At 45.3% G+C, this 13,250-nt stretch carries 14 protein-coding genes; 11 read left to right on the top strand and 3 right to left on the bottom strand.

The window, feature by feature from the left end; genetic code table 11:
- Positions 1-297 precede the first annotated feature (297 nt).
- Both NYE29_RS02275 and NYE29_RS02270 read right to left on the bottom strand, forming a co-directional pair.
- Positions 298-984: a PspA/IM30 family protein gene (locus tag NYE29_RS02275; RefSeq protein ID WP_076114298.1), complete on the bottom strand. Its 687-nt coding sequence runs from the start codon at positions 982-984 to the stop codon at positions 298-300.
- A gap of 60 nt (positions 985-1,044) precedes the next feature.
- Entirely contained in the window at positions 1,045-1,263 is a 219-nt protein-coding gene (locus tag NYE29_RS02270; protein ID WP_038587380.1) for a PspC domain-containing protein, read from the bottom strand.
- 375 nt (positions 1,264-1,638) lie between these two features.
- Between NYE29_RS02270 and NYE29_RS02265 the strand changes: the two genes are divergently transcribed.
- Entirely contained in the window at positions 1,639-2,268 is a 630-nt protein-coding gene (locus NYE29_RS02265) for a YfbR-like 5'-deoxynucleotidase (RefSeq protein ID WP_038587382.1), read from the top strand.
- A gap of 67 nt (positions 2,269-2,335) precedes the next feature.
- Here the strand turns inward: NYE29_RS02265 and NYE29_RS02260 are convergent, their stop codons facing one another.
- Positions 2,336-2,971: a CPBP family intramembrane glutamic endopeptidase gene (locus NYE29_RS02260; protein ID WP_340899584.1), complete on the bottom strand. Its 636-nt coding sequence runs from the start codon at positions 2,969-2,971 to the stop codon at positions 2,336-2,338.
- A gap of 163 nt (positions 2,972-3,134) precedes the next feature.
- On the opposite strand from NYE29_RS02260, the gene NYE29_RS02255 reads away from it, so the two are divergent.
- From NYE29_RS02255 to phnW, 10 genes are all read left to right on the top strand, one after another.
- Complete coding sequence (locus tag NYE29_RS02255) at positions 3,135-3,539, top strand: peptidase M56 (RefSeq protein WP_340894168.1); 405 nt, start codon at positions 3,135-3,137, stop codon at positions 3,537-3,539.
- Positions 3,540-3,561: 22 nt separating this feature from the next.
- Positions 3,562-4,380: a protein phosphatase 2C domain-containing protein gene (locus NYE29_RS02250; protein WP_340894167.1), complete on the top strand. Its 819-nt coding sequence runs from the start codon at positions 3,562-3,564 to the stop codon at positions 4,378-4,380.
- 74 nt (positions 4,381-4,454) lie between these two features.
- Positions 4,455-5,213, top strand: coding sequence for a methyltransferase domain-containing protein (locus NYE29_RS02245; protein ID WP_340894165.1), 759 nt, complete (start codon positions 4,455-4,457; stop codon positions 5,211-5,213).
- Between the two features lie 18 nt (positions 5,214-5,231).
- Positions 5,232-5,738, top strand: coding sequence for a chloramphenicol phosphotransferase CPT family protein (locus tag NYE29_RS02240; RefSeq protein ID WP_340894163.1), 507 nt, complete (start codon positions 5,232-5,234; stop codon positions 5,736-5,738).
- Between the two features lie 353 nt (positions 5,739-6,091).
- Positions 6,092-6,958 carry an AraC family transcriptional regulator gene (locus tag NYE29_RS02235; protein WP_340894162.1) on the top strand — a complete coding sequence of 289 codons (867 nt, stop codon included), beginning with the start codon at positions 6,092-6,094 and terminating at the stop codon, positions 6,956-6,958.
- Positions 6,959-7,041: 83 nt separating this feature from the next.
- Positions 7,042-8,454 carry an ADP-ribosylglycohydrolase family protein gene (locus NYE29_RS02230; RefSeq protein WP_340894160.1) on the top strand — a complete coding sequence of 471 codons (1,413 nt, stop codon included), beginning with the start codon at positions 7,042-7,044 and terminating at the stop codon, positions 8,452-8,454.
- A gap of 378 nt (positions 8,455-8,832) precedes the next feature.
- Positions 8,833-9,810: a PHP domain-containing protein gene (locus NYE29_RS02225; protein ID WP_340894159.1), complete on the top strand. Its 978-nt coding sequence runs from the start codon at positions 8,833-8,835 to the stop codon at positions 9,808-9,810.
- Between the two features lie 2 nt (positions 9,811-9,812).
- Positions 9,813-10,769 (top strand): PHP domain-containing protein, encoded by a 957-nt coding sequence (locus NYE29_RS02220; protein ID WP_340894156.1) that lies wholly within the window; start codon positions 9,813-9,815, stop codon positions 10,767-10,769.
- Positions 10,770-10,810: 41 nt separating this feature from the next.
- Entirely contained in the window at positions 10,811-12,130 is a 1,320-nt protein-coding gene (locus NYE29_RS02215) for an MATE family efflux transporter (RefSeq protein WP_340894155.1), read from the top strand.
- Between the two features lie 11 nt (positions 12,131-12,141).
- Positions 12,142-13,245 carry a 2-aminoethylphosphonate--pyruvate transaminase gene (phnW, locus tag NYE29_RS02210; RefSeq protein WP_340894154.1) on the top strand — a complete coding sequence of 368 codons (1,104 nt, stop codon included), beginning with the start codon at positions 12,142-12,144 and terminating at the stop codon, positions 13,243-13,245.
- Positions 13,246-13,250: the final 5 nt, after the last annotated feature.

The following is a 13,250-nucleotide window of genomic DNA, read 5'->3' as shown; positions in this document are numbered from 1 at the left end:
CAGTTTAAGCCTGATGTCCCTGATTATAGAGATTGAACTTAAAAACTTGAGATAAGGGAAAGGAGCAACGGAGGGGGATTTTGGAACTGGAGGAGTGGTAGCGTCCGCCTTTGTCTTCGGATTTCTACCGTTAATAGCGGTTAAAATCAAGAAATTTGGGGACAACAGCGGCCGGAAGTCCAAATATTCACCGTAGTTGCGACTGATCCTGTACTCTATAACCTTAAGTTCAATCTATATAGTACACAAAAAGGATACTCCCCCTTGAAAGGGAAGTATCCTTTTTGTGTATTTTGGTTACTTGCTGCTGTCCGTTTTCTTGCTGCGGAGCCGTTCCAGCTCGGCTTCTACTGCACTGTTAACCGGGGAATCAGCTGCCTCAGCAGATTGGTGTGCGGAGGTTTCCGCAAGTGCTTCCCATTCGCTGATTTTGTCTTCCATGCGTTCAAAACCGCGTGATGCTGTACCGGCGTTGATAACATGGCCCCGGGTTCCGGGATAAGCAGGGTGACCGCTGTTCTGAGCCTGCTGTCTCGCCAGTTCCTCCGCTTTGCGCGCACGGGCAGCCAGCTCGGTTCTTTTGGCTTTCAGGCGCTCATGCTCTGCTTTGGCACTTTGGATGCTGACTTCCAGGGCAGCCAGAGTCTGCCGGGTTTCTTCCAGACCTGCCGTGCATTCTGCTTCGCTTTCCAGATAGCGCAGCTTAGCCATTACTGCGGCTCTGGCTGCAGGCTCATTTCCTTCGCTCATTGCTTTGACCGCATCCGCTTCACTGCGTTCCGCAAGGATTTGATATTCGGAGATACGACGCTCCAGCACATTGGCAGCTGCCTTGAATTCGCGTTGTTTATTTTCAGCGCCTGTAATTTTATCATCGAGTTCCCGCAAATATTGTCCAGTCAGCAGAATCGGATCCTCCAGTTTATTCAGACCTTCGTGAATTGCTGCCTTTGTCAGGGTGGTGATTCTTTGGAATATGCTCATGTTCATTTCTCCTTTAGGTTTGGATGAATTTAATGGTTTCAATGGTTTAATTTAAATTGATTAAAAAGAATGGTAGTCATCCGTGAAGCTAGTAATAGGCTCTTTAGGGACAATGAGGCTGGCCACTATATAAATGAGAGCAACGGTGCCGAAGCTGAAGACGGCAGTGACCGCAACAAGCAGTCTAATAAGTGTGGCGTCAATGTTCAGTGTACGGGCCAATCCTCCGCATAAGCCGGTTAGCTTTTTGTCTCTTTCGGAACGGAATAGTTTTGTCATGGTTGAATCGCGTCCTCTCCATTGGGATTTACCAGAATGAATCTTTTTTTAATATCCGGTGTCTATGTACTTATTGTAAGGCTATATGAAGTTCGGCAAAACGGCCTGAAGACTGTTTTTCAATCCAGACCTGAGGCGGGGAAAGGTTCCGCAGTAAGGCGGGGATGAACGAGTACAACGGGGAACGGAAGGCCTTCTGCCATTTGTAATATGTTGTGCCGGGAGAACGCCTTTCTCTCTTTTAACATAAGACGTCAACTGATTAATCCGCATTTAACAATGGGGACCTATACTGTTATTATCTCTATTCCTCCAATAGCTTAAGAGATTGTAAACAGCCGGATCATATGATGAAGATAAGGGAGGACTGGCCCCATGGGTATTCATAAATATTTCCGCTCTCTGAACGAACTGGAACGGATCATCCGCTGTCCGGGGAAATTCAAATTCGAGGAGCACAGTGTAGCGGCCCATTCCTGGAAGGTCGTGCAGTACGCCAAAACCTTGGCAGATATCGAAGAAAAGCATGGTGCAGTTATTGACTGGAAGAAGCTATACGAGATTACGAGCAGCCACGATTACGGTGAAATCTTTATCGGCGATATTAAAACACCGGTCAAACATTCCTCGCTGCAGCTGCGTTCTTTAATCCAGCAGGTCGAGGAAGGTATGGTCCACAATTTCATTGAAGAGCATATTCCCGAGGATTTCAAAAGCATCTTCTTCCATCAATTGCGTGAAGGCAAGGATGAATCGCTGGAGGGGCTGATTCTGGAGGTAGCCGACAAGATGGATCAGGTCTACGAGGCATTCGCCGAACTGCAAAGAGGTAATACGGAAAAGGAATTTGTGGTTATGTACCGCAATGCCCTGATCAAGATCAAGAACATAGACCTGAAATGCGTGGAATATTTCCTGGCTGAGATTTTGCCGGATATGGTCAATGAGGAAACACTGTCCTCCATTGATATCAAACGGATCACGGAAGAGGCACTGGCTCTGTAGTTTAGGGTCGGGGGCTTTTTTTTTGTATACATAGAAATAAATGAAGAGCGAAACTGGGCAGCAGAGATCAGCTATACATAGAGTTGGATTGTTTCTTAGCGATCAAATATACATAAAAGGCCGCTGAACCGTTAAAAGCGATATGCAGTGGGACAGTGAGCGCAATAGACTCTGTCACCTGGGCGATTAGCCCAAAGAACAGCCCGCCGGCAAATGCGAATATCATAAATCTGATGCTCTGGCTGTTCAGCTTATAATATTGCAAATGGGAGACTGCAAACAGCGCAGCTGTGATTACGACAGCGAAGCTGAGTTCGATTACAGGCGTATGATGAATTTGGCCGAGGCTGTGATGACGGGTGAGAACAGGCAGAGCCAGCCCTCGGAAGGCAATCTCTTCGAGCACGGGATAGATAATCACGAAGTTGAACCGGTCAAACCTGCCTGCGGGAGAATAGCCGGAGGATCTCGAGATGAGGCAATTGATAATCAGAATGATAAAGAACAAAGGCAGCACCGTAGATAGATTCTTCGGGAAGCTGTAGATATAAGTGTTTTTTATTAATAAGCTTGCAATGATAACCATAATTCCCCAATAATAGACAGAGAACCGTAGATGCTGCTTATAGATAAGCCCAATTACGCTTTGAACAATCCTGAACGAAAACGATAATAGAATCACAATGAACAAAGACCACAGCATTTGCACTTCAGTCCTCCCGGCGGTTTATAGCATAGTTAATTTGATTTTCTTGCTTTACGGTTTGGATAGATATTACAAATATAACATGAAGAAAGCGTGTGGGTATATGAAAAAACGGGGCTGAAGAGATCAGGTGGCGGCGTTCGGTGTTGAATCTACGGACTTGTCTTCACTGACGATCAATGGAATCGCTGTAAGCGAGAATATCGCGGATGTGCAGTGGGATGCGTACAAGAAGAATCCAAGTTTTGTGGATAAAAGCACTAAAGCTGCTGAATACAGATATTATGAGGATTTCCTCGTTGTCTATGAAAGTGACGGAGCCATTATCAAATTAAAAACCTTGTCTGAGCATGGAATAATGAGCCAAGCCGGTGACGAGCTGACAGTGCTGAACGAGGTGGAAAGCAAACTGGGAGACCAATACAAGGTTCAAAGCTACGACTCCGCCCAGGGCCTAAAAGCAAGGGTGTATTACGACAAAGAAAACCGGATCAAAGCAAGCTTCGTGTATCCTAAAAATGCCCCGGACGATAAGATTGTCTGGTCCATTGTAGAGAGGTATTAAAGTGAATTGATAGGAGATAGAGATGGAAATGGAACGGGATAAGATTAAGTTTAGCTGGGTAGGCAGTCACGCAATGTACCTTGACGATCCTGCGGCCATGAATTTTGGTAATATGGCTATCGGCTGTTATGGCGGAAATACTGCAGCAGGTGCGGACAAAAACGAAGACGGCCTCTTTGTATTGCTTGACCCGGACGGAAGCTGGGAGTTCGTTATGTTGCTGGATGCCCATAAAACGGCAGAAAGTGCAGAGCTGCTGGTTAGCACCGTTGACAGTGCAGCCAGTGAAATTACCGGACATCTATCACAGCCCATATCACAGGCTTTGGATGCTTTACAGGAGTATCTATTATCCCTCTTTACCTCGGAAGCCTTCATTAACAGATGCAGGGAAGTGACCGGTGAAACGGCATGCCTGCTCTGCGCCCGCAAAGAGAATTACATATGGTGGCTGTCGGTCGGTGACAACTCACTCTACCTGCTTCATCCGGACCTCGCTGCCCGGGGGCAATTCTTATTGAACCAGCGGAATTATTATGAATGGATCGGGTATGCCAACACCTTTGCCCAGCCTGTTCCCTGCTATTCAACTGGAGTCAGAGAACTGAGAGAAGGACATCAAGTGCTCGTCATGACGACTGACGGTCTTCTGGAATATGGGGCACAGTCCTATGCAAATCCGCAAAAGCTGTTTGATGCTTTCTATTCGGCAAAGGATATGAAGGAGTGCATCGGTGCTGCGCTAATGGAGGTACATCAGGAAAAAGGCCGTGACAGTGCAACTGTCATTGCCTGGAGCTTCGATAATAAGATGACAGCAACAATGCCAAGTGACCAGTGAATTCTGTTGGAGACTTGATCCACAACACCAATGATGTTAAGTAACATTATCTAAGTTGAAAAGAGGGATAAACGATGAGTAAGGCGGGAGCTTTTGCAGCGGCATTGGATTCCTATTGGCATTATACGCAAATGCCTTGGGGCCGATTATTTTATCAGACGGCTTGGGATCAAATAGACCGGTTCTTAGGTGAGCAAGCACAAGCTATATTGGACATCGGCTGCGGTTTCGGTATTTCCAGTAATGAGTACAGCAGGAAAGGGCATCGGGTAACTGCGGTAGAGCCTGCCCATGAGATGATCGAGCTCGCCAAAAAGGCTGGACCGGAAGTGTCTTATTTGGAGAATTCTTTTGAAAAGGCATCCGGGAGTTTGGGGAAATACGATTGGATCTTTTGCCATAACATTCTTGAATATACGGAGGATCCCCAGCCTTTTATCCAGCAGATCAGCAACTGCCAGGCCACAAATGGCTACTTGTCACTGATCGCTCATAATCCGGTGGCGAAGGTAATGAAAAAGGCAATTCTCAATAAAGATCCTGAAGATGCGCTTGCAAGTATAGGCAGCAGCCGGGAGTATAGCGGAATTATTCAAACGGATATCACAGTATATCCTTACTCTCAGTTAGTGGAATGGCTCAACGAAGCGGGTTATGAGATTGAAGGTCATTTTGGAATACATAATCTGTACGGATATATCGCTGACAATGAGCTTAAGCAGACTGAAGAATGGCATAACCAGACCATGCGGCTGGAGCTTGAAATCGGCAATCACAGTCCATACAGGGATATAGCCATATTTACACATATTATCGCTAAGAAAAGCAATTAATTGCCGGAGGAGTTAAGCATGAAAAAGGGAAATATCATTTTATTAAATGGAGTTTCAAGCTCCGGCAAGACAACGGTAGCCAAGGCATTATTAAACAAACTGCCGGATTACTTCCATTATAGTCTAGATAGTTTCGACCTTGTCATCGAACAGATGGAGGACCGGGACAATAATCGGCTAATTCCTGTTGCAACAGAGTATTATTTCCACCGGACGATCGCGATGTTCGCGGATACCGGGGTTAATCTTATCGTGGATCATGTGATCCATGACGCCTTTACAAGAGAGGACTGGCAAAAAAGCCTGTCCGGATATCCGGTGATGTCTGTGGGCGTGTTTTGCCCGCTAGATGAGCTTGAGCGCAGGGAAAAGGAAAGAGGAGACCGCAGAATCGGGCAAGCCAAAGAGCAGCTGGAGTTTGTCCATAAGGAAGAGGTGTATGACCTGGAGGTCGATACATTTAGGAATGGTTTGGAAGGTTGTGTGGAGAAAATCCTTCAGCAGATGCAAGCAGAGCTGGAATAGTACCTATGGCATAGCTATTCATGAAACCGTAAATAACACGTAAAGGGCTCAAGCGGACAAGCTTGAGCCCTCTTTGCATGCGGCGGAATTTTGCTCTTCAAAAGATAGGTGCAGGGCGTCGTGCCAACCAATCTTAAAGGAGGGAAATCAACGATTTCATTTAAAACAAAAGAGACCTACATGTACTAATATAATATTCCGATAATGATTTTTGAAGGGTGTATTTACAATTTAATCCTGATATTTCGGTCAGCGGATGGATGGAGTTACTAACTTCATGGAGTAACACGTTATATCCCTATTTACTCCGCTTATGCTACTCTATGAATATTGGACGATAGGAGGGTGAATGCATGAGCGACGGAGAACAATTAAACATACAGTATGAGCATGAAATACCCGTAAATGCTTTTGTTTGGTCACCGAACACATTCATGCAGCCCCTGCACTACCATTCCAGTCTAGAGATCGGCTGTTGTATTTCGGGAAAGGGATGGTTTCATTTCGGAGAAAACACGTACCCTGTTCAGGTTGGGGATGTATTCATAGTTAACCATTCGGAGCTGCACATTGCCTGGTCTGATGAAGAGGACCCAAGTACATATATCTTTCTGAATTTCGATCCAGGGTTGTTGCTTACAGAGGACGAGAGGCTCCTGATTCCTTTTTGTTATTCTAACGGACTCTATCAGAACCGGATTCCACACAGCGAACCCCTAGCCATTGAATTAAGACAACTCATCGAACGGGTCCGATCCGAGCTTGTCGATAAACAGGAGGGTTACTCCAGCATGGTAAAAGCAACCTTGCTGCATATATGTACCCTCCTGCTTCGGAATCGCTCGATCCCACTGCAACAGAAGGATTGGCAGAAGCTGACACGTACGATCAGGGAGTACCGGAAACTGATGGATTACATTAAGGAACATTACACGGAAGCTTTAACCCTTCAGGAGGTTGCTAAATATCTGGGAGTCAGCCCCTCACGTGCAAGCCATGTATTTCTAGAAGCAACCGGGCGCCATTTCAAGGATTGCCTCCTGCAGGCCCGATTGAACGAGGCGAAGCGTTTACTCGTGAATACCAGCCTGGATGTCACAGAAGTATGCTTCTCAAGTGGGTTTCAAAGCGTATCGACGTTCTACCGTTTATTTGGGTCAATCATTGGGCTTTCTCCTATTGAATACCGGCAGCAATATCAAACATTTCGCAATATTTGAGAATTTTCCTATAGTTATTGAGAAGCCTCTCCTCCAAACGGGTTCTATAATGAATATAAAATACAAAGTTTGGGGTGCGTATCATGGCAGGATGGGATAGTTTAGAGCGCTTGGTGAAAGAAGAGGTTATTCAGCGCAGAGATGAGGGCTGCAATACAGAAGGCTTTATTGAAAAGATAGAGGCGGCAGGCAATGATCGTGAGCAATTGATGGCAATATATGAACAATTGATGAGGCTTCCGATTAGACCGGATTTCCCGTTTGTTGAGCCATCTGAATTGGAAGAAATCCGTGAAAAGCGTCCAGAAGGGCCGAGAGTGCTTCATCCGCAACATTCCGAGTCAGTCTGGCGGGACAAATTTTATGGAGCATGGCTTGGACGGAGTGTTGGTTGTGCACTTGGCAAACCCCTTGAGCAGTGGGAATATATGGCCGGCAGCTTCGGCAATCCAGGCTGGAAGAATGTTCAACTTTGGTTCCAAGGTGCAGACGCATGGCCAATAACGACTTACGTACCTGCCCAATCCCGTGCACAAAAGGAAGTTGGCCTGAAGATTGCTAATGTCTCCCCTAAGAGCCTGCGTGAAAACATCCGCTACATGGAGAGCGACGATGATATCCGGTATACGGTCCTTGGCCTCATTATGCTGGAAGAAAAAGGGCTGGAGTGGGATTCTTGGGATGTGGGTCTGTTATGGCATAGAGTTTTGTCTTATTCTCAGGTATGTACAGCTGAGACGCAGGCATATTTAAACTTTGCGCAGGTAACTTCACATCTTAACAATTTATTGAAAAATGAAGGGAATGCCCGGAATTCAGACTGGGAACAGCAGAAGGATTGGGTCCGTACCTATCTGAATCCTTATCGCGAATGGATCGGTGCCCAGATCCGGGCAGACGGATTAGCCTATGGCGCAGCCGGAAAACCGGAGCTAGCGGCTGAACTGGCTTGGCGTGATGCTTCTTTCTCTCATGTAAAGAACGGCATATATGGAGAAATGTTTGTAGCAGCCATGATTGCTGCTGCATTCTCGGAACGCGATCCTGAGCGGATCGTCGAAATCGGCTTAAGCGAGATTCCTGCTGCCAGCAGATTGGCGAAGGATGTTAGGGAGGCTGTTGCGATTGCACGTAGCACGAAGGATCAAGTGGAGTTGGTTGACCGGATATGGGAAGCCTTCAAACACTATAATCCGGTTCATACCAACAACAATGCGGCTTTGGTGGCGGCTTCACTGATCTTCGGTCAAGGGGACTTTGAAAAATCCATTACCACAGCGGTTCTGGGTGGCTGGGATACAGATTGCAACGGGGCCACAGTCGGCTCTATTATGGGAGCTATGTTGGGAGCAGAGGCAATCCCTAGCTCATGGACTGCACCATTAAATGATATCCTGTATGCAGAAATCAATGGTTTCCATCCCATCCCGATTTCTGAATGTGCGGCCCGGAGCTTTGAGGTGTTTAAGAAGCTGAACCCTGACTCCTGTTGCTAATAAAGAATAACATGGAAACCTAAAAGGTCTAGCAAACTTTTAGGTTTCTTTAGTTTGTACAAAGGTATGGCTGCTTGCTGTATTTATGATTACGCATAATATTGGACTAACAAAAGCAGGGTATGATTGAAAATATAATATTTATTGCTCTGAGAAACGGGAGACGTCCATAAAAGAACTCTTCCGTTTCTATTTTTATGTCCGTTTTTGATGTCCGTAAGCTGCAATTTTATTAACGGATGATGAATTTTGTTAGCCCACTGTTAATTATAAGCGAATGGCTTGAAAGGCTCTTACTCCAGGTTGTATGATCAAAACAACAACAGAAAACAAAATAAAAACACATGAAAGCAACTTAAATTATTAGGAGGGCAAGTTATGAATAATAGAGTTTATTTAGACCGGGAAAAGACTAAATATAAAGGCAACCTGCATCTTCATACCACTTGGTCGGATGGCAGTTTACCTGCAGTACAAGTAGTAGAAGCTTTTAAAGCCAAGGGCTATCATTTCATTTCGATTACCGACCACGATATTTATGCCAGAACGGAAGAATTCAATACGGTTGACTTCGTCACTCTCCCAGGGATGGAAAGAGGGGGATTAAACCAGGTTGCAGATAAAAATCCAGGCTACCATTTCGGTGTGTTAAATGATCCTACTGCAGATTCAGAGCTGGAAAGATTCGAACATTTAGAGCAGTTCCCGGTGCCGATTCCATGGGTAGGGGACCACTCGCCCCAACTGCTCATTGACGAAATGCGGGCGCACGGGAATTTGGTCATCTTCAACCATCCGGAGTGGCACTTGACTCGATTTGAAGACATGGTTAAATATGATGGGTTTTTCGCGATTGAGATTTACAACCACGCTACGGAGTGGTCGACCACAAGCTCTTATGGCGCAGCTTACTGGGATCATGCGTTGCAGAATGGCAAACGAGTATTCGGTATTTCCGCGGATGATTCTCACGAACATGATCCGAATTGGAGAATTCCTGAGTACGGAGGAGGCTGGGTACAGGTACAATCGGCAGCGCTGAACCCAGTGGACCTTGTGAAAAGCTTGAAGCAAGGTGAATTTTATTCCAGCAGCGGTCCGGAAATTTACGATCTGCGGGTGATGGACGGCAAACTCACGATCGAGTGCTCTCCCTGTAAATTTATTATGTTTAAATCATTTCCCCAAAGAGGAGCTTTTATAGGGGATTTTGAGAGCGGTGAGCCATTGACTCAAGCGTCCATGGAAGTCGATAAGGATATGCAATATATTCGCGTGGAATGTATTGACTTCGCAGGGAAGGTGGCATGGTCCAACCCTGTATTTGTATCCGATTTGCTGCAGGGAGGAGAATAGCTATGAAGTCAAAAATCTATTTAGACGAGAGTAAGCGCAAATTTAAAGGGAATCTCCATACCCATTCAACTCGCAGTGATGGGCAATATGCTCCTGAGGTTGTAATCGAAGCTTATAAGAATAAGGGTTATGACTTCATGTGTTTAAGCGATCATGAAATTTATTTCAAATCCGATAGCTATGACGACGAAAAATTTATCATGCTGGATGGTTATGAAATGGCATGTGAAATGAGCAGGAAAGAAACGGGCCAGCAATACCATATACACGGGCTTTTCGATAAATCGCTAGGCTCAGAATACGGATTCGAGCACGACGAAGAACATGCGAAGCCGGAATATAAAAGCTTGGATACGATCCAGGCCCTGATTGAAGAGATGAGGCATAAAGGGAATTTAATTATTATGAATCATCCGGAATGGTCCAGAAACCGCGCTGAGGATTTGCTGAAGCTAGAGAACTATTTTGCGGTAGAAATCTATAATCACCAGTCCGAAATCGACGAAGCTGTCGGGTACGGCGTTCGCCATTGGGATTATTTACTGAAGAACGGGCGTAAAGTGTTCGGCGTGGCTGCCGATGATGCCCATGGTGGGCGTATAGATGAGGTAATGTCGGAATTTTTCGGTGGATGGATTTCGGTCGATGCGGACAAGCTGGAGCAGCAAACGTTGATCACGGCGCTAAAGAGCGGACAGTTCTACTCTTCACAGGGGCCGGAAATTTTGGATCTGCGGGTAGAGAATGGCTTCTTGCAAATCAAATGCTCACCGGTAAAATTTATTAAGTTTATTACACATCCCAGTAATGGGCGTGCGTTATATAACAAAGATGCTTCTCCCATTACCAGCGGCGAGTTCAAGGTAGAGGGTACAGAGCAGTATATTCGCGTGGAATGCATTGATTTCGAAGGGAATATTGCATGGTCAAATCCAATTTTTCCGGATGAACTGCAATAGGGGCAGAGATGAACGGTTCTGATATGCAATTTCGTAAAGACATGAAGAGGTTAGTCATCCCTTCCGTACTTCAAATGCTACTCGGGAATTCATTTTCTTTGATCAATACATTAATGGTCGGAGGATTAGGGGATACGGCGATTGCCATAACGGCTGCTGTGGGTCAAATCAGCTTTATTCTTGGAATGCTTCTTGCAGCGATTTATGGTATTTCAGCTTACATTACACAATTTTATGGAGTAAAAGACTTTGTAAATGTTAAAAAAGCATTTGCTCTTATGCTGATCTCAAGCATCCTCCTTTCATTAGTTGTATTTATTCTAGTTTCTATGTTTAAAGCGCCGTTAATCTCACTTTTTATCCAGGATGAATCGGCAATCGCATATGGCGTTCAATATTTATCTGTGATCGTATTCGTTTTCTTAATTAATTCTATCAAAGATGTTTTTAGCAACGCATTGGGTTCGATAGGTAAGGTGAAGCTGACTCTGATTGTTGGGGTTATGGCTATGTTCGTCAATATTTTACTGGACTATGCGCTTATTTACGGGAAGCTTGGTTTTCCTGTGTACGGTATTGTTGGAGCGGCCTGGTCAACCTTAGTATCCTCTATGCTCAGCGCGGTTATTCTACTAGGTTATGTCTATTGGAACAAATATTATTTCAATGTCACGCTGAAAGAAATTCTTTCTCTGCGCTGGGATTTTGCCCGAAAAATATACATAACCACACTGCCGCTCTTGTTCCATGAAGGGATGTGGTCGGTTGGCAATATGTTATATGCGGTAGCCTTTGGTCATTTAGGAGTGGCTGCTCTAGCAACTTACCAATTAGCGCTCACGTTTAACCGATATTTCATGATGGGAATTTTCGGGTTTGCGTACGCAGCCAGAGTCATGATTGGCGAGAAGTTAAGTCAAGTCGAATCGGGTGAATACCTTATTTATGCCCGTAAATTCACGCGGATTGCCCTCTATTCGGGTGTAGTCGTTGGAGCTCTTATACTGCTGCTAAATCCGTACATTGTACATCTATTCCCCAACATTAGCATTGAGGTGCGAACCTCCTTCCGGCATGTGATGGTCATTCAAGCTGTAGTGATGATCATGTTCTTCTTAAATAACCTGTGGATTGTCGGCATGTTCAGAGCGGGCGGCGATAATCTGTACACAATGAAGCTAGTTTTAGTCACGACCTGGCTTATTGCTCTTCCGTTAGTGTTTGTTGGGGTGTATGTCTTTCACCTGCCCGTCGAGATCGTGTATATGCTGTTCGTTTTCGAGGAAGTTGCGAAGGCAGGTTTTGGCTATTTCAGATACAGATCAAATAAATGGGCAAGAAATCTTGTTCGAAATATGTAGGAGGTACTACGATGGGAGACCACTATTTATTATTAACACCGGGACCGTTATCCACAACACCTTCCGTCAAAGCAGTGATGCTGAAGGACTGGTGTACCTGGGATGACAGTTATAAACATATCGTTCAGTTGATTCGGAGCAAGCTGCTTCATATAGGCAGAGCATCGGTAGCCCGTTATACGTCAGTGTTAATGCAAGGAAGTGGAACCTTCGGAATCGAAGCAACGATTGGAACGGTTATCCCCCAGGATGGCAAACTCCTTATTCTGGCTAATGGAGCGTATGGCAAACGAATTGAGCAAATTGCGCGGATACTCGGAATTGGTTACCGAACTTTAGAATTCGCCCCGAACCAAATTATTGATGTAGAGCAAGTGGATACCTTGATGAAGCAAGATCCAGCGATAACCCATGTTGCGTTCGTACATTGTGAGACAACGACAGGTATTCTTAATCCGCTCGAACAGCTGGTACAGGCGATTAAGAGACACGGGAAAATAGCTATTGTCGATGCCATGAGCAGCTTTGGAGGGATACCGGTAGAAGTTGAGAAGTGGGGCATTGATTACTTAGTCAGCAGCTCAAATAAATGTATTCATGGCGTACCTGGCTTCAGCTTTGTTCTCTGTAACAAGGATGAATTGGCAAAGTGTAAGCATAATGCAAGGTCATTATCATTAGATCTGTATGATCAATGGCAAGTGATGGAGCAGGAGGAGGGGAAGTGGCGGTTCACCTCTCCGACGCATGTGGTACGGGCCTTCTCTCAGGCCTTGCTTGAATTAGAGGCAGAAGGCGGAGTCGAGCGGCGTTATGTCAGATATCTTGAGAATCAACAAATATTAGTTCATTTAATGGAAAGTGCGGGATTTAAAACATACCTTCCCGAAGCGCTGCAGTCGCCGATTATTACCACGTTCAGGTATCCTGACTTTGAGCATTTCAGCTTTGAGTCTATGTATCTCTTTCTGAAAGGGCGAGGATATGTAATCTATCCAGGTAAATTAAGCGACGTACAAGTATTCCGGATCGGTTCAATTGGCGATGTGCATCTAGAAGATATGGTGGGTTTGTGTGCGGCAATATTGTCCTATGCGACAAACATTGGGGAATGAATGGA

The sequence above is a fragment of the Paenibacillus sp. FSL M7-1046 genome, assembly GCF_038007405.1.
Lineage (GTDB): Bacteria > Bacillota > Bacilli > Paenibacillales > Paenibacillaceae > Paenibacillus_AQ.
This window is presented reverse-complemented; position numbering and strand designations above follow the sequence as displayed.